We start from the raw sequence: 20,107 nt of genomic DNA on the forward strand, positions 1-20,107 counted from the left end.
AGCCGAGCACGCCCGTCAGGTCACGCAGGCCAGACGGGCGTGCTCCTCGCCCCGACGTGGCCGGCGCGCAACTCTCGTTCGCTGCCGCGTGTCGTGGCCGCCCTCGTCTCGTCGCCGCTCATGAGCATCGGCAAGAACGTCGCCGTGGTCCTTAGGACAACAGTTCTGGCCGCCACTGGCGTTGTCAGCTTCCGCGGCAATCGCCGCAGCAAGCAGCAATGGTACGGTCCCACCGGCCAGACGCTCACGGAGCGCCGGGGCGAACGGCTGCCGCAGCGGCTCCGCAAGCGCGTCCTGCACTACTCATAGGGCATTGCCTTCCGAGCACACCGGGGGCGGACCGGACTCACGCCGTCATGAAGCGGCCCAATTCGCGCGACTTGTCCTGGAGGGCGGTTGTCCACGCCTTCTCAGCGGCAATCGGGGCCGTCGGCACCTGAACATCCTTGTGGCCGCCGCCCTCGCCGGAACCCGTCGGCAGCCAGTTCACCTCGACGCCTGCCCTCTCCGCCAAGACCAACACCGTGGCGACGAAGCCCTCGGACAGGGCAGTCATGACTGCGTGACTCGTTCGCCGGGGCCACGCGATCAGGGCATCGACGAACGTCTTGAACACGAAGGGGTCGATCTGACACTCGTCAGCCTGCATGGGACCGATGCCGGACGGCAGACCCAGCTCGGCTTGGTAGACACTCACCTGGCTCATGAACAGCCGCGAGGCGCCGGTGGACGGGTTCCACAGGGTCTGGTCGCCCATGTCGTAGTACTGGCTCAACGCAGCCCCTTCCTGCTGGCCGTACCAGCCAGCGTCGCAAGCACATGACATCACAGCCAGTGCGCCCTCCACGGAATGTGAGCCAGAGCTAATAGAGCAGGCCCTCACGGGCGTCACGCCCCTTGCCTGCGAAACGACGTGCTCCTGCACCATACGGACGACACGTCCTCCCCTGTCAGGGTCGGCTCGGCTCCCCGCAACTCGGTGCACACCGTTGTCGTGGGCCCCGTCTGAAAGGCGTGGGGCGATCTGCGCCCACCCCGGGATCGCGGGGACTCCAGCCATGGCCTATTGGATCAGGTCGGTATGCGTGTAGCACGTCAGGCAGACGTAGAGCTGCAGATGATTCGCGTCGGAGACTTGGAGACCGGGCGGGTTCGACACGTTGTCGTTGTCGAGCACGGCGATGGCTTGGTCCTCGTACGGGACCCAACCCCTTCTGTAGTCGCGGCATTCTTCCGAGGCTATGGTCAGCAACGGATGCATCCCGACGCCACAGTTGATGCAGAATCGGGCGATGGGATCGGTGAGTCCCCACGGCGGCCAGCCACCGACCTTCCATCCGGGGGCGACGGACAGCTCGTCGGAATAGAACTCCTCCGGAGCCGCCTCATAGGAATCATCCATCGCGACGCCGGCCGCCTGCCACGCGCTCCGGTCTCTCAGCTGCTGCTGCAACTCCTCGTCCAGCTCCAAGAAGTCGGGGTACTCGGTGACTTGCTCCGGTGCGAGCACGCACGGCTCCGGCGTGTAGCCGTACTGCGCCTCGGTCGGTTCGGGCGGCGAGTCGAGGACGTGGGTGACGTCGGCGGCGGTTCGCCAGAACAGCTCGGTCGTCGGCTTGTGCTCCGGTGGGTGCTCCGAGGGACACCACAGCACCTGGAGCAGATCAGTCCGTCCGGGTGTCCGCAGCAGGGGCACGTCGCGCGCGTACAGCTGGGCCACTGGCAGAAGGGGGGAGACCGGACCCTCGTGCCACTTGTCGCAGTACAGCCATGGCTGGCCGGCGGGCCACAGCAGCGGCCCGCCGATCGAGCTGTCGTACGGCGACGGGGAACCGGGCCGGGGATGCAGCCGGGTTGTCGTGCGTGCCAGCGGGGCCAGTTGTGGGAAGACCGCCGCCACGTCGAGGGGCCGTGGTGGAGTGGTACGGATGACGTTCACGACGGCGATACTGCCAGCAGCCTCTGACAAGCTGCATACGGCGAGATCGGTTACGGCCCCGCCCTCCCCCGCGAAGACTACCGCCGCGTCAGCATCGGAACACCGCAGCCGGCCCCCGGGCACTACCAACGCATGCTCCACACCTGGTCCACGCGCTATTCCCCGTGCAGCCTTGATGGCGATCGCCGGCGCCGCGGGTCAGGGCTTGATCCGGAAGAGACGGCCTATGGCCGCAGCCGCCGTGCTCGGGCTTCTCGCTGAGTCCAGCACCTCTCCGTTCTCCCCGCCGGCCGCGGCGCCACCAGATGCCGAACCGCAGGACGTAGGGCTGGCCCGTGCTGCTGGCACGCGTCACTCGGCGCTCGTGGACGAGGCGCTGCAGAACCTGCACGGCACCACGCGCTCAACCCTCACCGCCGCCTGGCGAGGCGGAACAACGCCACGGCACCGCTGTGCAGTTGGCCTAGCTGGTCCCCGCCTACCCCCCGGAGCACGGCGGAGTGCGCAGGGTCCGTGAAGCGGTGGCCGCGCAGCTCGACGCGTTCACCGAACAAGTGGCCTCACGTCTCGGGCCGGGCCGACGCGCTGGGTGAGGGCTGGGGTCGGGAGGACCTGCTGATGCCGGCCCAGCTGTACGCCGACCGGACGGTGATGGCGGCGTCCGGCGAACTTTTTTCGTGTTCCTGTCACATCTTTGGGACCACACGCGTCAATGCGATGACGGCAGTTGCCGTCGACGAACCGTGACGCGACGGCAGAAACCCAGGGCACTCAGGTGCGCCGAAGGCTGCCCGAAAACAGAGAGCCGACATGAAGACGTCTGGAATTTCACGTACGACGAACACCGCCGCGGTGCTGACCACCGCATTGGCCTTGGGACTGGTCGGCCTGACGGCCCCCCTCGCGAACGCCGACTCCCCCTCCCCCGGCGCGGCCGGCGCCGCTTCGGCCGCGGACGACTACCCCAGTCCGGGTCAGGGCCCCACCACTTCCGGGTCCGGAGACGGGAGCCTGGCGGCGTCCATCGCCGCAGCTCAGCCCATCACCCGCAGCGAGGTCCTCAAGCGGGCCGCCACCTGGGTCGGCCTGGGTCTGCCGTACAACATGGGGGGCTCCTACCAAGGATGGCGCACCGACTGCTCCGGCTACGTCTCGATGGCCTGGGGGCTGCCCGGCCCCGGGAGAGCCACCCCCGAATTCCTCCCGTCCGGCGTCGCCCACGCGATCACCAAGGACGAATTGAAGCCGGGCGACGCGCTCAACAACGACCATCCCGATAAGTACGGCCACATCGTGCTCTTCGAGAAGTGGACCGACGCCTCCAAGTCCGCTTACTGGGGATATGAATTCAGCGGGACCGGTGTCCACCATCGCGTGATCCCCTACGCCTACTTCTCCCGCTCCTCGGAGTACCAGCCGATCCGGCTCGACAACATCGTGGACGACGAACAGACCCCGGCGGCCGAGGACGGTTCCAGGGTGAAGGGCGATTTCGACGGTGACGGCCGCGATGACGTCGCGGTGCTCTACGACTACGGCCGCGAGGGCGGGCGGAGCCACTCCGGACTGTGGACGTTCAGCAGCAACGGCAGCGGCTTCAACAGCCCGAAGAAGGTCTGGGACAGCGGCTCCGACAGCTGGAACTGGGCGTCGAGCAAGCTGACCGTCGGCGACTTCAACGGCGATGGCAGGGCGGACATCGCCGCCCTGTACGACATGGGCCGCTCCGAGGACGGCCGCAACCGCACCAAGCTCTTCACCTTCGCCAACAACGGCAACGGGTTCAGCGCCCCCGAGAAGGTGTGGGACAGCCAGGAGGACGCAGCGGTCAAGAGCTGGAACTGGTCGGCCAGCAAGCTCGGCGTGGGCGACTTCAACGGTGACGGCAAGGCCGACGTAGGCGTCCTCTACGACTACGGCTCCACCGAAGGCGGCAACCGCACCGGGCTGTGGACGTTCACGAGCACCGGCAGCGGCTTCGTCGGCCCCAAGAAGCTGTGGGACAGCAACGACGACCTGGTCAGGAGCTGGAACTGGTCGGCCAGCAAGCTCAGCGTGGGCGACTTCAACGGTGACGGCAAGGCCGACGTCGGCGTCCTCTACGACTACGACCAGACCGACAGGGGGAACCGCACGGGGCTGTGGACGTTCACCAGCACGGGCGTCGGCTTCAACAGCCCCAAGAAGGTGTGGGACAGCGAGGGTGACCCGGTCAAGAGCTGGAACTGGGACGTGAGCAAGCCGGTCACCGGCGACTTCAATCACGACGGCAAGGCCGACATCGGCGTCCTCTACGACTACGGACCCGCCGAAACCGGCAACCACACCGGGCTGTGGACGTTCACCAGCACCGGCAGCGGCTTCAACAGCCCCAAGAAGCTGTGGGACAGCAACGACGACCCGGTCAAGAGCTGGAACTGGGACGCGAGCAAGCCGGTCACCGGCGACTTCAACGGCGACGGCAAGGCCGACATCGGCGTCCTCTACGAGTACGGCAGGACGCACGACGTCAACCGCAGCGGGCTGTGGACGTTCACCAGCACCGGCAGCGGGTTCAGCAGCCCCCGCCTCGGCTGGGACAGCCAGTCGGACGCCGTGAAGAGCTGGAGCTGGGCCGCCAGCAAGACCGCCTGACCCACCCCATCCGACCACCCGAGAGAGGCAGAACGTGAGGTTTTCCCCGAGCAGGAACAGAAGGCACGCCGGCGCCGTGGCCGCGGCCGTGTCAGGGCTGGCCCTGGCCCTCGTCTCCCCCACCCAGGCGCATGCAGCCTCCGTGACCACCTGGGAGAAGCTGGCCCAGTGCGAGAGCAGCGGGAACTGGGCGTACCAGGGCCGCTACCACGGCGGTCTGCAGTTCGATCCGAACACCTGGGTGGAGTACGGGGGTACCGAGTACGCGCCGTACGCGTACCAGGCCACCAAGGAACAGCAGATCAGGATCGGCGAGAAGGTGCTGGCCGGCCAGGGCCTGAACGCCTGGCCGAACTGCTGGTGGAAGGCGGGCCTGGCCGACGACCACCAGCCGCCCTTCCCCGACGTCTCCGCGGGCCAGGAGGATTCCGCCGACCGGACCGAGGGGGACTTCGACGGCGACGGCCGGGACGATGTCGCGGTCCTGTACGACTACGGCCGCGAGGGGGGTGTGAGCCGCACCGGGCTTTGGATCTTCAGCGGTTCCCGCACGGGCCTGACCAGCCCCAAGAAGGTCTGGGACAGCGGCTCCGACAGCTGGAACTGGGCGTCCAGCAAGCTGACCGTCGGTGACTTCAACGGCGACGGCAAGGCCGACATCGGCGTGCTCTACGACATGGGCACCGCCGAGGGAGGCCGCAACCGCACCAAGCTCTTCACCTTCACGAGCAACGGCCACGGCTTCAACGCCCCCGTCAAGGTGTGGGACAGCCAGGACGACCCCGTCCGGAGCTGGAACTGGTCCGCGAGCAAGCCGGTCACCGGCGACTTCAATCACGACGGCAAGGCCGACCTCGCGGTCCTCTACGACTACGGCCGGACCGGCGAGGTGAACCGGACCGGGCTGTGGACCTTCAGCAGCAACGGCAGCGGCTTCAACAGCCCCCGCCTCGTGTGGGACAGCTCGACGGACGCCGTGAAGAGCTGGTCCTGGACCGGCAGCAAGCTGACGGTCGGGGACTTCAACCTCGACGCACAGCCCGACATCGGCGTCCTGTACGACAACGGCAGGACCGACGGCGTGAGCCACACGGCGCTGTGGGCCTTCACCGGCAACGGCAGCGGCTTCGACAGCCCGAAGCAGCTCTGGACGAGCGGTCGTGAGAGCTGGAGCTGGAGTGCGAGCAAGCCCGTCTCCGACGACTTCGACAACGACGGCACGACCGACATCGCCGTGATGTACGACATGGGCCGCACCGAGGACGGCCGCAACCGCACCAAGCTGTTCCTCTTCCTGGGCAACGGCCGTGGCTACGAAGCCCCGTTCAAGGCCTGGGACAGCCAGGACGATCCCCTCCGCAGCTGGAACTGGTCCGCGAGCAAGCCGGTGGTCGGGGACTTCACCGGCATCGGACTGCCCGAGGTGGGCGTGCTGTACGACTACGGCGTCACCGACGGCGCCAACCGTACGGGGCTGTGGACGTTCCCCAGCGCAGGACGCGGTCTGGCGGGCCCGAAGCAGCTCTGGGACAGCAAGGACGACGCCGTCAAGAGCTGGCGGTGGGGCGCGTCCAAGGCCGGCTGAGCCGGCCCTGGCTCACGGCGATCGTGAACCCTCACGGAAGGAGACCGTGGTTACCGTGAAAACGAAAGAAAGCGGACGAGGAAGAGGAACGCAAAAGGGTCGGGGGGCGGCCCTGGCCGCCTCGGCTCTGTGCGCCCTGTACGCCGGAACGCTCACCACTGCGACGCCCGCGACGGCGACGCTGACGGCGGCCGTCCCGCAGGACGCGCAGTCCGCCCGGTCACCACAGGCACCGGCCCCCGGCACGGCCGCGGCCGCGCCGGCACTGCTGGCCGAGCCGGCACTGCGCGTGGTGTCCTGGAACATCTGCGGTGAGGCCGGCGGCGTCCGCGGCGAGGACGGGTTCTGCGCCTACCGCAACGAACCGCAGCAGAAAGTCGACCAGATCGCCCGGGTCGCAGCGGAACACGACGCCAACGTGATCATGCTCCAGGAGGTCTGCGGCGAAGCACCCGGCAGCCACATGGAGCGGCTGCGCGCGGCCCTGGGCACCGGATGGTCCATCGAGCACGCGAAAGGAGCCCGGCCGGACGGGACGACGTACTGCCGGGGCGGGCTCGGCGGAGAGCTGGGCGTGGGCATCGCGGTGAAGGGGCGGGTGAGCGAGGTCACCGCGGTCAACACCGTGCCCTCGGGCGGAGACCTGCAGACGCTGCCGATCCTGTGCGTACGCGTCGAAGGGTGGTCGCCCCGTGCCTGCACGACCCACATCCTCGCCGATGGTGCCGACCCGCGCCGGTCGGGACAGATCCAGAACGTGAAGAGCGCGATCTGGCCGGACCGCAACCAGATCGTCCTCGGTGGCGACTTCAACATGTTCCCCGGCAGCCCCGACCTCCAGCCGATCTCCGAGGCCTTCGACGAGTGCGACCGCAGGGCCTACGGCGACGGGGACGAGGTGAACGAGGTGACCCACCACTCCTGGAGCGCGCAGGGCGGCCACCAACTGCGCAAGCGCGACCACATCTTCGCCTCCCGGAGCGAGTCGGGCAGCCCCTTCACGGCCTGCGACGTCGACCGCTCCCTGATGGACACCACCGAGAACCGGAGCAACAGCGGTCCTCCCAACGGCTATTCCGACCACGCCCCGGTCATCGGCCACCTCCGGCCCGTGAAGCACACCGAAGTCGCCGGCGACTTCAACGGCGACGGGCGGGCCGACCTCGCCGTGCTGAGCGGCCAGGGCAAGTCGGCGGACGGGCGCAACCAGACGAGTCTGTGGATGTTCTCCGGAACCGCCACGGGGTTCGCAGCGCCGCGCCGGGTCTGGGACAGCGGTACCGACAGCTGGAACTGGGCGGCCAGCACCCTGACCGCCGGCGACTTCGACGGCGACGGCAAGGCCGACCTCGGCGTCCTCTACGACTACGGCCGGAGCGGCGACCGCAACCGCACCGGACTGTGGACGTTCAAGGGCACGGCACAGGGGGTGGAGGCCCCGCGCAAGGCCTGGGACAGCCAGGACGACCCCGCGAACCCCGACTGGAACTGGAACGCCTCCAAGCCGGTGGCCGCGGACTTCGACGGCGACGGCAAGGCCGACGTAGGCGTCCTGTACGACTACGGCTCCTCCGGCGGCAGCAACCGTACGGGGCTGCGGGTCTTCACCGGCACCGGCACCGGGTTCAAGAACCCGCGGCAGCTCTGGGACAGCCGGACCGATCCCGTCAAGAGCTGGAACTGGGCGGCGAGCAAGCCGGTCGCCGGGGACTTCGACGGCGACGGCAGAGCCGACCTCGGCGTCCTCTACGACTACGGCCGGACCGGCGACCGCAACCGCACCGGACTGTGGACGTTCACCGCCACCGGGAACGGCTTCGCCGGTCCCCGGCAGGTCTGGGACAGCAGCACGGACAGTTGGAACTGGGCGGCGAGCAAGCCGGTCGCCGGGGACTTCGACGGCGACGGCAGGGCCGACCTCGGCGTCCTCTACGACTACGGCCGGACCGGCGACCGCAACCGCACCGGACTGTGGACCTTCTCCGCCACGGGGAACGGCTTCGGAGGTCCGCGCAAGGTGTGGGACAGCGCCGACGGCGGTGACAGCTGGAGTTGGGCGGCGAGCAGCCCGGCGGCCGGCGACTTCAACGGCGACGGCCGGGTCGACCTCGGTGTCCTGTACGACAGCGGCAACGCGTCCAACGGCCGGAACCAGACGCGCCTGTGGGCGTTCACCAGCCGGGGTGCGGAGTTCGGCGCACCCCGGCGGTACTGGGACAGCAGCCTGAACGGCTGACCTGCCCGCGGCGGGGGCCGGCGTATCCCTCGGGGGAGACGCCGGCCCCCGCAGACGTTCAGCCCGTTCCGACAGCGTCGTACGGGCCCGCTCCAAACTGGCATGTGCAAGGCAAGGCGAAGACGGGGTGGGCTGCTGTGCGTGGTCAGCGCATGCTGACGGTGATCTCGGGGAGCGGTATGTCGGACAGGTTGAGCTGGAGCCCGGTCATGGTCAGGTAGGTCTGGGAGTCACTGAGGGTGTTGGACGGTGCCTGGGTCTTCCCGCGGGTGCTCACCAGTAGGTGCCAGCCCCCGCGCTTGTAGCTGCGTGAGGCGTCGGCGCTGTCGCCGTTCGGGTTCAGCACCCAGCCCTGGCGCTCCAGGTCGGCGCAGATCGCGTGCATCTCCGACTTTGCGGCGGTCTTCTCGCGGACGGCCATCCAGCCCGTCCTGTTCGAGTCGGCGCCGGCCGGGACGGTCGGACGGCCCTGCGCCGGGTCGAGGCCCGCCGCGCTGACCGCGGTCCGGATCACCTCGTCCACGGCCTCCCGTGTGAGGGGCGGTGACGTGGACTCCGGTGTGGGCGGCGCCGTGTACGGGGACGGCGTGGACGCGGGCGCGCCCAGGTGAATGCGCCCGTCGTCGTTTATCTGGATGTGGTCCGGCAGGGCCACGGCGGCCAGGCTCACGATCAAGGTCGCGGCCAGCCCGATCCACACCCTCTTCAACAGCGCGTTCAACGCGGAACTCCCCCCGAGTGATCATTCGGAGGAAGTTTCACACATGCTCGGCGCCCGGCAGCACTTACAGGTGCACTTCGGCTTCGCGGTGACCGGGGTGCACGCCTCCCCTCGGCGCCTTGCCCCTGGCCATCGCCGGGGATGCCGGCGGCTCCTAGGACGCAGCCCACAGCACGCATGAGAAAGGCAAGGAGATCGTTGCCCACTCCTTGCCACTATCAAGATATAGCGCACAGGGGGCCTTGCGGCAAGGCCCCGATGATGTTGCAGAATCTCCGACCGACCCGGAAATTGCCGCACATCGGGGACTGACGACGTACGCACGCGCTCGATGGCCTACAAGGCGGTCGGCGGGCACACAGCAGCCGGGCGTTGGCAACACGCTCGATGGGGGCTTCTCATGACGCACACAGACATGGCCGTGAACGCAGACGTGGACACAGACCTGGACGCAGACGTGATCGTGGCCGGTGGAGGCCCGACCGGCCTGATGCTGGCCTGCGAGCTACGCCTTCACGGCGTACGGGTGCTCGTACTGGAGAAGGAGACGGAGCCGACCCGGCAGTCCCGTGCCCAGGGGCTGCACGCCCGCAGCATCGAGGTCATGGCACAGCGCGGTCTTCTGGACCGGTTCCTCGCGCTCGGCAAGCAGTACATGGTCGGCGGTTTCTTCGCCGGGCTCGCCAAGTCCTGGCCGGAGCACATGGACACGGCGCACCCCTACGTCCTGCACATCCCGCAGACCACCACCGAGCGGCTGCTGACCGAGCACGCCGTCGAGGCCGGCGCCGAGATCCGGCGCGGCTGCGAGGTGACCGGGCTGGACCAGGACGACCAGGGTGTGAGCGTCGAGCTGGCCGACGGTACGTGGCTGCGCTCGCGCTACGTCGTCGGCTGCGACGGTGGCCGCAGCACGGTGCGCAAGCTGCTCGGTGTCGCCTTCCCCGGCGAACCGTCCCGGGTCGAGACGCTGCTGGGCGTCATGAAGCTCGATGTGGAGCCGCAGACCCTGGCCGCAGTGACGGCCGAAGTGCGCAAGACCCAGGTGCGGTTCGGTGCCATGCCCATGGAGGACGGGGAATACCGGGTCATCGTGCCCGCGGAGGGGGTGGCAGAGGACCGTGCCGCCGCGCCGACCCTGGAGGAGTTCAAGCAGCAGCTGCGGGCGTACGGCGGCACCGACTTCGGCGCCCACTCGCCGCGCTGGCTCTCCCGCTTCGGCGACGCGACCCGGCAGGCCGAGCAGTACCGGGTCGGCCGGGTGCTGCTGGCCGGCGACGCGGCGCACATCCACCCGCCGACCGGCGGCCAGGGCCTCAACCTCGGTATCCAGGACGCGTTCAACCTGGGTTGGAAGCTGGCCGCGGAGGTTTCCGGCTGGGCACCGGAAGGCCTGCTCGACAGCTACCACGCCGAACGGCACCCGGTGGCGGCCGACGTACTGGACAACACGCGCGCGCAGATCCAGCTGATGTCGTCCGAGCCGGGTGCGCAGGCGGTGCGCCGGCTGATGGCGGAACTGGTGGAGTTCGAGGAGGTGAACCGGTACCTCATCGAGAAGATCACCGCGATCGCGATCCGCTACGACTTCGGCACGGGCCACGACCTCCTCGGCCGCCGGCTGCGGGACGTGCGGCTGGAGCGGGGCCGCCTGTACGACCTGACGCACGAGGGACGCGGCCTGCTCCTCGACCAGACCGGCCGCCTCTCGGTGGCGGGCTGGGCGGACCGCGTCGACCACGTCGTCGACGTCAGCAAGGAACTCGACGCGCCCGCGGTACTGCTGCGACCGGACGGCCACGTCGCCTGGGTCGGCGAGGACCAGCAGGATCTCCTCGCCCACCTCCCCGCATGGTTCGGCGCCGCCACGACCTGACCGCACCGCCGCACGCCTCCCCGCACCCGCGGCCCTTCCGTCAGGACTCGTGCGACCTGGATGCCGTGGGCGGCGAGCCAGGTGGCGGCGACCAATGGTGCCCGGCCGGTCACGCCGCGCAGTCGAAGCTGTTGCCGCGCCGGCCGGCCGGACTCCGGGAGTGCCGGAATCCGTGTGCCCCCGCCACCTGTCCGCGGTTACCCTGCTTCGTCGGACCAGGCCGCGGAGGAACCCCATCATGACCAGCACGAACCCGTCGTTTCCGGAGCGGATCGAGCTCAAGGGAGAAGGCCTCGTCCTACGGGACTGGACGGAGGCGGACCTGGCCGCGATGCCGGGACTCTTCGATCACCCCGACATCGCCTACTGGACACCGATCGTCTCCCCCTTCGACGCCGCGGCCGCCCGCGCGCGCCTGGACCGGGACCGCAAGCTGCGGGCGGAAGGCACGACCATCCTCCTCGCCATCACCGTCGACGGCGGGGCACCGCTCGGCGAGGTGATGCTGCGGCGCGCTCCGGAGGGAACCGAGATCGGTTACGCGGTCGGCCCGGCGCACCGCGGCCGAGGCCTGGCGGCCCGAGCCGTCCGGATCATGTCCGCCTACGCCTTCGAGCAACTGGGCGCGGAGCAGGTGATCCTGGAACTGGAGGCGGAGAACGCCGCCAGCGTCGCCGTGGCCACCAAGGCGGGCTTTCGCCTGCTCGACGTGCCGCTGATCACCGGTGAGGAGAAGGGACGGCCCTACAGCCTGCAGACATGGGGACGCACCCGCTCCTGAGGCCTCCCCCGCCGCGAGGGACGCCGTACCGCCCGCCCGCGACCGTCACCGCCCCGCCGTCCGGCTCCCGCGCCGTTGTCCTACCCGTTCCGTACGCTGGCAGCATGCGCACGCGCCCCACTCTGAGCTGGACGCCCACCGAGGACCCGCCCCCCGGCACCACGGAGCCGGCGCCGGTCGTCGACGCGCTGAGGAGCGGTGGTGTGCTGGTGCTCAGCGGGGCGGGCATCTCCACGGAGTCGGGCATCCCCGACTATCGGGGAGAGGGCGGGAGCCTGAGTCGGCACACCCCGATGACCTACCAGGAATTCACCGCCAGTGCCCGTGCCCGGCGCCGGTACTGGGCACGCAGCCACCTCGGCTGGCGCACGTTCGGTCGCGCCCTGCCCAACGCCGGGCACCGGGCGGTGGCGGCGTTCGGGCGGCAGGGCCTGCTCTCGGGTGTGATCACCCAGAACGTCGACGGGCTGCACCAGGCCGCCGGGAGCGAGGGCGTGGTGGAACTCCACGGCAGCCTGGAGCGCGTGATCTGCCTTTCCTGCGGCGCCCTCACCTCGCGCCGTGAGCTCGCCCACCGGCTGGAGGAGGCCAACGCGGGCTTCGCGCCGGTGGCGGCGGCACTCAACCCGGACGGCGACGCCGACCTCACCGACGAGCAGGTCGGGGACTTCTGCGTGGCGCCCTGCCACGAGTGCGGGGGCGTCCTCAAGCCGGACGTGGTGTTCTTCGGCGAGAGCGTTCCGCCGCCTCGGGTCGAGCACTGCCGCGGCCTGGTCGAGGCGGCCACGTCGCTGCTGGTCCTGGGCTCCTCGCTGACGGCGATGTCAGGGCTGCGGTTCGTCCGCCAGGCGGCCCGGGCCGGGAAGCCCGTCCTGATCGTCAACCGGGATCCGACCCGGGGCGACCGGCACGCCGTCACCCGGGTCGCGCTGCCCTTGGGGGCCACGCTCACCACGGTGGCCGAGCGACTGGACGTCCCGCTGGACGCCCGATCGGAGGGGCCGGCACGGCGGCCTTGAGGGGAACTCAAGGCCGCCGGCGCCGGGCCGGTGCGACGCGGGGCCGCCCCGCGTCGCGCCGGGCCCCGTCTCGTCTCGTCTCGTCTCGTCTCGTCTCGTCTCGTCAGGGCGCCATCTCGTACGCCCCGGCCAGTGCCTCCACGCGCGCCCAGACGCGCGCCGCGCGGTCGGCGTCGACGACCGGGCGCCGAACCGCCCCGAGCGCCCAGCTCTGCTGGTCCGCCGTCGCGGAGTCCTTGCCGTACAGCTCCACCGCGTGGGCGGAGAAGTCCCGCACGAGGACGGCGAACAGTTCGTCGAGCACGTCCTCGTCCAGGCCCGACAGGCGTGCCTGCTCCAGGATCAGCTGGCCGTGGACGACCAGGGCGAAGAGCTGGCCCACGGCCAGGAGGAGGTCGAGGTCACGGCTCTGCTCCTCGTCGGGGGCGGCGGTCTTGACGAACTCGCACAGGGCGTCGGCCTGCTCGCGGAAACGGCCGACGTTGGGCAGGGAGGCGTACGCGTCGAAGGCCGGCCGCCAGTCGTGGAAACGTACGGAGCCCAGGCCGCGCGCGGGCCCCTGGCGGAAGAGGAACGCGTCGTCGGCCGCGTCGAGGCGGGTCGGCACGGGCGCGTAGTCGGCGGACTCCAGCAGGTGGTTGCGCATGAACTTGAGGATCAGCGCGAGGTTGACGTGGACCGTGCCCTCCAGCTTCGGCAGGCTGCGGATCTCCACGGCCGCCTGGGCGAAGTAGGCGTCCTTCTCGAAGCCCTTGGCTGCGATGACGTCCCACATGAGGTCGATGACCTTCTCGCCCTCCGTGGTCACCTTCATCTTGGTCATCGGGTTGAAGAGCAGGTAACGGCGGTCGTCGGGACCGGCGGAGCGGAAGTAGTCGACGGCACGGTCGCTGAACAGCTTCATGCCGACGAGTCGGACATAGGCATCGGCCAGCTCACGGCGCACGTGCGGGAAGGCGGTGACGGGGCGGCCGTAGAGGATCCGGTTGTGCGCATGGGTGACGGCCTCGTACATCGCGTGCTCGCAGATGCCGATGGAGGCGGTGCAGAGGTTGAACTTGCCGACGTTGACGGTGTTGAGCGCGGCGTCGAAGGCGGCGCGGCCGGTGTGCAGGACGTCCTCGGCCCGGACGGGGTAGTCGTCGAGGCGGAACTCGCTGACGTACTTGGACGAGTCGACGACGTTCTTCACCAGGTGGTAGGCCGGGTGACGGCTGTCGGCGGCGAAGAAGACGTACCCCTCGGGCCCCTCGACGTCGGTGCGGCGTCCGAAGACGGACACGAGGCCGGCGGCGTTGCCGTTGCCGATGTAGTACTTGGACCCGCGGGCGCGGAAGCCGCCTTCGCCGTCGGGCTCCAGGAGCATGTCGGTGGAGTAGATGTCGGCGCCGTGCGTCTTCTCGGACAAGCCGAACGCGAACACTTCGCCCTCGCCGAGGAGTTGCGCGGCGCGGGAGCGGGCGGCGGCGTTGTCGCTCTGCCAGACCGGGCCGAGACCGAGGATCGTGACCTGCCAGGCGTACCAGTAGTCGAGGCCGTAGAAGCCGAAGATCTCGTTGAGGGCGGCGATCCGCGCGGTGTCCCAGCGCTTGTCCGGCTCGTCGTCGCCGGCCTCGGGCGCCGGGGTCAGGAAGGTCGCGAAGAGGCCCTCCTTCGCGGAGAACGCGAGGAAGTCCGCCAGCCAGGCCCGCGAGCGGTAGTCCTCGATCAGCTTGCGCTTGCCGCGGGCCTCGAACCAGTCGACGGTGGCGCGGAGCAGCCTGCGGGTCTCGGGGTCGAAGTGGGCGGGGTCATAGGTGTGCGGGTTGAACAGCAGCGTGTCGGTCATGAGGGTTCGCCTTTCGGGCCCGGGTGCGGTCCGGGCTCTGTCGGGGGCTGGGGACACGGGGATGGGGAAGCGTCGGGGGGGGCTCGTCGGGCGGTTGCGGCGTGGCGGGGACGGACGGTGGCGAGGTGGTGCACGCCCGACGACGGGCTGCCGGAGCGGCCGGGTGGGCCGGACCGTTCGCGCGCCCGGCCGGCGGTCTAGGCGATCCGGCGGAGCGTGGCAAGGACGTCCTCGAGCCAGGCGAGCATCATCCGCTCGTAGGCGATACCACCGCGCAACACCACGTGTTGCAGCTCCTCACCGGTGTCCGGCGCGGCGGGAGCCTCCGGGCCGGTGAAGTCCCGCAGCTCCCCCGCGAGGTAGTGGGTCAGCCGGTCGGCGTGCGCCTGGTGGTGCCGCTCGACCTCGCTGATCAGCGCGGCCGGGTCGTCGAAGGCCGCGCCACGGATCTTGACGGCGATCTCGTGACGGACGCTGTCGGGTTGGACGGGGTCGCGGAGCCAGGCCGAGAGGGCGGCGCGGCCGGCCGGGGTGACGGAGTGTTCCTTCTTGTCCGGCCTGGCCTGCTGCTGAACAGCGCGGACCTCGATCCAGCCGTCGTTCTCCATGCGCTTGAGCACACGGTAGATCTGCTGATGGGTCGCGGTCCAAAAGTAGCCGATGGACCGGTCGAACCGCCGGGCCAGCTCATAGCCGGAGCCCGGCTGCTCCAGCAGGGAGACGAGGATCGCGTGCTCTAGCGCCATACCCCGATCTTTATATGCAACTCGTTGCATGGACAAGCGCCACCGGACCGATGAGACACGCCTCACCCCCGGGGCCGCCCGCGCCCGACGTCCCTACTGGCTCAGCCCCACGACTCCCCAGCCCCGCCGCGCCGCCTCGGACAGGACGCGGTCCCAGTCCTCCAGCAGGTCGGCGAACTCGTCGAAGTCGCAGACCCATGCCCCCGGGGTGGCGGCGTACCGGTCGAAGGCCGGACGCAGGTCGCCCAGCCGGGGGCGCAGCCGCTCCGATGTCGCGGCCAATTCGCGCACGCTGTCCGGCGAACGCGCCAGCAACACGCCGTAGTTGACGGCGGGGTCGGGGCAGAAGAAGCCCGGATCGACGTGCTCGGCCTCGCCGTCCATCCCTCCCCAGATCAGCCCGCGCAGCAAGGCGTCCAACTCGGCACGCATCGGCCGGTCGGTGTGATCGCGTGCGGACTCCCACCGCTCCCCGGCCCAGAAGTGCGCCTTGAACGAACCGAGGGTGTTCCGGAACTCGTAGACGGAGAACGCGGCGCGGTGCGGACCTCGGGGCCAGTGCCAGTCACCCTCCACCACCGGCGCGTCGTCGTCCCACAGCCCGGTCTCCTCGGCGTACCAGGCGTTCCTCAGTTTCGACAGCCTGCCGTTTTCAGGGGCTTCGCCGAGCCAGGACCAGTCCGCGATCAGCACGTTGATGTCCAGCCCCATGTCCCGGAGCATACCGGTCACCGATCTCCGGACCCCGCGGCCTTCCGCCGGATGCCTACGTTGAGCGAGACGCTGCCGGCGCCCCCGACCGGGTCGGTGCCTGGATGCGACTTTGGTCGCAGAGGGCGTGCCTCGGACTGCGACTTCGGTTGCACCTGACGGCGACCCGGGAGCGATGTGGTGGGGCTGCCCCGCACCAAGGATGGGCGGGTGACCGAGATCATCACGGGACTGCACATGTCCCCCCTGGAAATCCTTGCCTTGCTGGGTGCCGTTGCGCTGGTGGTGGCGCGCTGGCTGCCTCCCGCCGCCCGCCCACGCGTGACGATCGCGGCGGGATCGGGTTTCGTACTGTCCGTGCTCGTGCTGAGCGTGGTGGGGCTCCGCTGGCAGATGCTGCCGGTACTGGCAGGCGGCGCCCTCACGTTGCCGTTCGCCGTACCTCCTCTGCTGCGTCGCCGTCCCGGCCGGCCGGTGGGGCGGGCCCGGTGGTGGCTGGCGTTGCCGGGGGCGGTGGTCTGCGTCGGCCTGATCGCCGCAGGGCCTGTAGCCGCCTGGGCCTGTCCCGTACCCGTGTTCCCCGAACCGACGGGCAACTTCGCGGTCGGCACCCGCGTGGTGCAGTGGACCGACCCGAACCGCCCCGAGACGGCCACCGCCACGCCCGACGACCGGCGCACGGTCGTCGTCCAGCTCTGGTACCCCGCACGGAAGAGCCCCGCAGGTACGCAGCCGGCCCAGTACCTGGGCCGCACACAGCAGGAGGCACGCACCGTCTCCGACGCCCTGGCGCGCTACGCCGGCCTCCCGGGCTTCCTGGTCGACGGTGTTCCGCGCGCCCACACCCATGCGGTCTTCGACGCCCCGGTGGCCGACGGCGCGGGACGGTTCCCCGTCGTGTTGTTCTCCCCCGGGCTGGGCGGAGTGCGCACACAGAACACCGCCTGGGCGGAGGAACTGGCCGGCAACGGCTACGTGGTCGCCGCCCTCGACCACCCCTACGACTCCGCCGCCGTCGTCCTGACCGACGGCCGGACGATCAACACCGAGATCGCCTCCACCGGCGACGACGACGAAGACGACAAACGAGCCGCCGAAACCACGCGCATACGGGCCGCAGACCTCAGCTTCGTCCTCACCCAGCTGGAGCGGCTGGACCGAGGTGAGATCGCCGGCCCGCTGACCGGACACCTGGACACCGGCCGGGCCGCGGCGACCGGCCACTCCCTCGGTGGCGGCGCAGCCCTCCAAGCAGCCCGCCAGGACAGCCGGTTCGCCGCCGTCATCAATATGGACGGCTACCCCCGCGACCCCGATCCGCGTCCCTTCCACCAGCCGGCGCTCGCGCTCACCCAAGCCATCGGCCCGCAAACCGACCCGCGCTACATACCCCGCCTCACCGAGGTCCTCCAGCGCAGCACCGCGACGAGCTACCGGCTCACCCTCCCCGGCGCCGCGCACCTCACTTTCACGGACGCCCCCCTGTACCTGCCGCCGGTGCCCTCGATCGTCGGCTCACTGGGCCGCACCGAGAGCCCGCGCGTCGTCGCCGCAACCACCCTCGCCTTCCTGAACACCACCTTGCGGCACGACCCCGGTGACCTGTCCGGCGCCCTGTCGGCCTACGGCGACCTCAGCGTCTACCGCCCGGGCAGCAACCGCTGATCGGCCGTGCCGCCGCAGCCGGGGGCACGACCGATCCCGCGCGTCGCCGGCTGTTCGGCACGGTGCGGAAGCCACGTCACCGATTTGGACGACGCCTGCGAGGTTCAGCGGCGACGGCGACGGGTGGTCGCGGTCCAAGCGCTGCCTACGCCTGCCACGTGGAGGGCGAGCAGCATCAGGCCCAGGACCATGAAATTGCCGGACGAGAACACGTGGTTCGTCGAGATCTCCGCCGCGTTGATCAGGAAGCTGATGAAGAACAAGACCGCGGCTGCGATACCAAGCATCACTGCTCCTTCCAGAAGGTGGGGCGCGTCTGCCCGCACATTGCGGCCCCATGCGGGCGACGCGGCAGCCCCGCAGCGATCAGGTCCGTACGGGCGCGCCAGAGGGGGGCGAACACGACGGAGCCCGGTGGACGGCCTCACGGGCAGCGGCCCCACTTCCGAGGCGATTTCAGAGGCGATGCCCCTGGGCGGCGAGCCAACGGTGGACGGCCGACTTGTCGGAGACGCTGATGCGGGTGGGTCCCGTCTGAGTCGGCCCCTCCTCCTCATTGAACGCCGTATCGGTGACACGAGCCGTCACCCAATCGGCCAACTCGCGCGCGGCCTCGCCCGACAGACGCCGGTGCTCCCAGTCCTTCCCGGCTTCGTCGGCCGTGGGGGAACCATGCACCGCCGCCTCACGCAGCCAGACCGGCACGAGCCGTTCGACGACTTGTTCGTCCGACTGCGCGGAGGATGCCTCACCCGATTCGCTCATCCTCCCAGGCTGACAGCTCCGCCCCCGAGCACCGCTCTCACACTCCACCCGATCCCCCTGATGCCACACCCTGCGGGGCGGGAGGACCTCCCTGCCTGGCGACGCCCTCGGCATTCACCCTCCGGGGCGGTGCGGCGGGCCCGTAAGCCCGCCGCCCGACTCCCACGCTCAGGCTCGTCCCAGCAGCGCCGTGCCGGCGACGGCCTCGCTCCGCGCGGTGAAGAACTGGGCGAACGCGGCGACGAACTCCTCCTCGTCGATCCGCCCGTCTCCATCGGCGTCCAGTTCCCGGAAGCCGTCGTTGAGTTCGGCCGGGTGCACTCGGGTGCCGCCGAACAGCACCCGGTACTCGTCCGGGCCCAGGTACCCGCTCCCGTCGCTGTCGGCAGCCCGGAACAGTGCCCGCACCGCGGGTACCAACCCCTTCTCCAGGTACTCAGGGTCCTCGTCCACCCCGGCCAGCATCGCGCCGACGAACTCCGCGCACGTCACAGCGCCGTCCCCGTCGGCGTCAGAGCTCTGGCGCAACTGCTGCCACCAGCCCTCGAACGCGGCGTACACGGTGTCCTCCCGCTCCACGGGCAGTTCGAGCCGCCAGCACATGGTGTGGACCATGGCCTGGAGGTCGGCGGAGTCGACGCGGCCGTTTCCGGTCTGGTCCAGCACCTGACGGAAGAAGGTCTCCAGCCGGGCCGGACGGGAGTCGACGCCCCTCGGCCGCGGCACGCGCGCGGGCGGTGCGCCGCCGGCCTCGGACCGGTGGCGGTAGCGCACGCGGTCCGGCGCGAGGTTCATGGCGTGCCGCAGTCCGCGGTGCAGGCTCCACGACAGTGCGGCGCCCACACGCCCGCGGGACGTCCCGAACCGCTCGTGCCAGGCCGGCGGCAGATCGCTGACGGTCAGGGTGGTCAGAGTCCATGCGATCACCGCCCGCACCACCGGCCACGCGGGCCCCAGCCCGGCCAGCCGCCGCGGTACGGGGGCCTCGCGCAGCATCTCGTAGAGCATGTGGCGGACCTCGTCGCCGTACTCCAGCACCTCCCGCACATGCCGGTCGACGTACGCGGCCACCTCCGCGGCGCTCGCCGGGACCGCCTCACCGGGAATCCCCAGCGCCCCGCACACCTCCAGGAACTCGCCGTACAGGACGTCGAGCTCACGCGCCGACAGCGGATCGCCACCCAGCTCGCGCATGGTGGTCATCGCCTCGTACAGCGTCACCATCACCCAGCCGCGCACCTCGGGATCCTCGGCGGAGTACGCCCGTCCGGCCGCGTCCGTCCCCTGGATCCGGCGGTGCGTCCGGGCCAGCCGCGCCACTTCCAGCAGCCGCTCCTCGGGCCCGGCGAAGAACAGCCGACTCCCGCTCTCCATGGTGTGCTCGATCCGCCGCCACGGGTGCGCGCGGTAGGTGGAGTACCGGGCCATTCCGGCCGCGACGACAGGATGCGCGATCTGCAACACGAGCAACCGCCAGGCCACCAGCCCGATCCGCCGCTCTCCGAGCGTCCGCCTTAACAGGGTCTCGACTTCAGTTGACACCGCAGAGGGCACAGGAGACTCCCCGTCTCACTAGAGAAACCACATCACCCCTACAACGC

General features: G+C 70.2%; 17 protein-coding genes. 8 read left to right on the forward strand and 9 right to left on the reverse strand.

The features are described 5' to 3' along the window. Positions 1–120: 120 nt before the first annotated feature. Positions 121–309 (forward strand): hypothetical protein, encoded by a 189-nt coding sequence (locus OG861_RS01400; RefSeq protein WP_330261030.1) that lies wholly within the window; start codon positions 121–123, stop codon positions 307–309. A 37-nt stretch (positions 310–346) separates the two neighbouring features. Here OG861_RS01400 and OG861_RS01405 read toward each other — a convergent pair whose 3' ends face one another. Beyond that, a complete protein-coding gene (locus OG861_RS01405; RefSeq protein ID WP_330261031.1) occupies positions 347–775 on the reverse strand; it encodes a DUF6086 family protein in 429 nt (142 codons plus the stop codon). Positions 776–1,063: 288 nt separating this feature from the next. After that, positions 1,064–1,939 (reverse strand): hypothetical protein, encoded by an 876-nt coding sequence (locus OG861_RS01410; RefSeq protein WP_329201368.1) that lies wholly within the window; start codon positions 1,937–1,939, stop codon positions 1,064–1,066. A gap of 810 nt (positions 1,940–2,749) precedes the next feature. On the opposite strand from OG861_RS01410, the gene OG861_RS01415 reads away from it, so the two are divergent. The 3 genes from OG861_RS01415 to OG861_RS01425 all read left to right on the forward strand — a co-directional run bounded on the left by OG861_RS01415 (position 2,750) and on the right by OG861_RS01425 (position 8,394). Beyond that, positions 2,750–4,573: a C40 family peptidase gene (locus OG861_RS01415; protein ID WP_330261032.1), complete on the forward strand. Its 1,824-nt coding sequence runs from the start codon at positions 2,750–2,752 to the stop codon at positions 4,571–4,573. 76 nt (positions 4,574–4,649) lie between these two features. Continuing rightward, complete coding sequence (locus OG861_RS01420; RefSeq protein WP_330261033.1) at positions 4,650–6,158, forward strand: transglycosylase family protein; 1,509 nt, start codon at positions 4,650–4,652, stop codon at positions 6,156–6,158. Between the two features lie 55 nt (positions 6,159–6,213). After that, positions 6,214–8,394 (forward strand): FG-GAP-like repeat-containing protein, encoded by a 2,181-nt coding sequence (locus OG861_RS01425; protein ID WP_330261034.1) that lies wholly within the window; start codon positions 6,214–6,216, stop codon positions 8,392–8,394. Between the two features lie 145 nt (positions 8,395–8,539). Here OG861_RS01425 and OG861_RS01430 read toward each other — a convergent pair whose 3' ends face one another. Beyond that, the gene (locus OG861_RS01430; protein ID WP_330261035.1) at positions 8,540–9,115 is read right to left on the reverse strand and encodes a hypothetical protein; all 576 of its coding nucleotides are present in this window, start codon (positions 9,113–9,115) and stop codon (positions 8,540–8,542) included. 400 nt (positions 9,116–9,515) lie between these two features. On the opposite strand from OG861_RS01430, the gene rox reads away from it, so the two are divergent. From rox to OG861_RS01445, 3 genes are all read left to right on the forward strand, one after another. Further along, on the forward strand, positions 9,516–10,991 hold the full coding sequence (gene rox / locus OG861_RS01435; protein WP_330261036.1) for a rifampin monooxygenase: 1,476 nt from the start codon (positions 9,516–9,518) through the stop codon (positions 10,989–10,991). A gap of 238 nt (positions 10,992–11,229) precedes the next feature. After that, positions 11,230–11,772, forward strand: a complete 543-nt coding sequence (locus OG861_RS01440; protein ID WP_443064446.1) for a GNAT family N-acetyltransferase — start codon at positions 11,230–11,232, stop codon at positions 11,770–11,772. Positions 11,773–11,876: 104 nt separating this feature from the next. Continuing rightward, on the forward strand, positions 11,877–12,791 hold the full coding sequence (locus OG861_RS01445; protein WP_330261037.1) for an NAD-dependent protein deacetylase: 915 nt from the start codon (positions 11,877–11,879) through the stop codon (positions 12,789–12,791). Positions 12,792–12,894: 103 nt separating this feature from the next. On the opposite strand, the gene OG861_RS01450 is transcribed toward OG861_RS01445, so the two are convergent. The 3 genes from OG861_RS01450 to OG861_RS01460 form a co-directional block, all read right to left on the reverse strand. Then, a complete protein-coding gene (locus tag OG861_RS01450; RefSeq protein ID WP_329201355.1) occupies positions 12,895–14,619 on the reverse strand; it encodes an acyl-CoA dehydrogenase family protein in 1,725 nt (574 codons plus the stop codon). A gap of 197 nt (positions 14,620–14,816) precedes the next feature. Then, positions 14,817–15,365 (reverse strand): PadR family transcriptional regulator, encoded by a 549-nt coding sequence (locus OG861_RS01455; RefSeq protein ID WP_329201353.1) that lies wholly within the window; start codon positions 15,363–15,365, stop codon positions 14,817–14,819. Positions 15,366–15,458: 93 nt separating this feature from the next. After that, complete coding sequence (locus tag OG861_RS01460) at positions 15,459–16,076, reverse strand: hypothetical protein (RefSeq protein ID WP_329201351.1); 618 nt, start codon at positions 16,074–16,076, stop codon at positions 15,459–15,461. A 210-nt stretch (positions 16,077–16,286) separates the two neighbouring features. Between OG861_RS01460 and OG861_RS01465 the strand changes: the two genes are divergently transcribed. Beyond that, a complete protein-coding gene (locus tag OG861_RS01465; RefSeq protein ID WP_443056724.1) occupies positions 16,287–17,741 on the forward strand; it encodes an alpha/beta hydrolase family protein in 1,455 nt (484 codons plus the stop codon). Positions 17,742–17,845: 104 nt separating this feature from the next. Here OG861_RS01465 and OG861_RS01470 read toward each other — a convergent pair whose 3' ends face one another. The 3 genes from OG861_RS01470 to OG861_RS01480 form a co-directional block, all read right to left on the reverse strand. Next, the gene (locus tag OG861_RS01470) at positions 17,846–18,028 is read right to left on the reverse strand and encodes a hypothetical protein (RefSeq protein ID WP_329201349.1); all 183 of its coding nucleotides are present in this window, start codon (positions 18,026–18,028) and stop codon (positions 17,846–17,848) included. A gap of 169 nt (positions 18,029–18,197) precedes the next feature. Then, a complete protein-coding gene (locus OG861_RS01475; protein WP_329201347.1) occupies positions 18,198–18,506 on the reverse strand; it encodes a hypothetical protein in 309 nt (102 codons plus the stop codon). Between the two features lie 168 nt (positions 18,507–18,674). Continuing rightward, positions 18,675–20,048: an oxygenase MpaB family protein gene (locus OG861_RS01480; protein ID WP_329201345.1), complete on the reverse strand. Its 1,374-nt coding sequence runs from the start codon at positions 20,046–20,048 to the stop codon at positions 18,675–18,677. Between the last annotated feature and the right edge of the window lie 59 nt (positions 20,049–20,107).

Origin of the sequence: Streptomyces sp. NBC_00539, from assembly GCF_036346105.1 — a bacterium.
Lineage (GTDB): Bacteria > Actinomycetota > Actinomycetes > Streptomycetales > Streptomycetaceae > Streptomyces.

Bases quoted from the DNA above. Each gene is read 5' to 3' on its own strand.
- OG861_RS01400 (WP_330261030.1), top strand. From the start codon at position 121: ATGAGCATCGGCAAGAACGTCGCCGTGGTCCTTAGGACAACAGTTCTG.
- OG861_RS01445 (WP_330261037.1), top strand. From the start codon at position 11,877: ATGCGCACGCGCCCCACTCTGAGCTGGACGCCCACCGAGGACCCGCCC.
- OG861_RS01415 (WP_330261032.1), top strand. From the start codon at position 2,750: ATGAAGACGTCTGGAATTTCACGTACGACGAACACCGCCGCGGTGCTG.
- OG861_RS01440 (WP_443064446.1), top strand. From the start codon at position 11,230: ATGACCAGCACGAACCCGTCGTTTCCGGAGCGGATCGAGCTCAAGGGA.
- OG861_RS01475 (WP_329201347.1), bottom strand. From the start codon at position 18,506: ATGAGCGAATCGGGTGAGGCATCCTCCGCGCAGTCGGACGAACAAGTC.
- rox (WP_330261036.1), top strand. From the start codon at position 9,516: ATGACGCACACAGACATGGCCGTGAACGCAGACGTGGACACAGACCTG.
- OG861_RS01460 (WP_329201351.1), bottom strand. From the start codon at position 16,076: ATGGGGCTGGACATCAACGTGCTGATCGCGGACTGGTCCTGGCTCGGC.
- OG861_RS01455 (WP_329201353.1), bottom strand. From the start codon at position 15,365: ATGGCGCTAGAGCACGCGATCCTCGTCTCCCTGCTGGAGCAGCCGGGC.
- OG861_RS01470 (WP_329201349.1), bottom strand. From the start codon at position 18,028: ATGCTTGGTATCGCAGCCGCGGTCTTGTTCTTCATCAGCTTCCTGATC.
- OG861_RS01450 (WP_329201355.1), bottom strand. From the start codon at position 14,619: ATGACCGACACGCTGCTGTTCAACCCGCACACCTATGACCCCGCCCAC.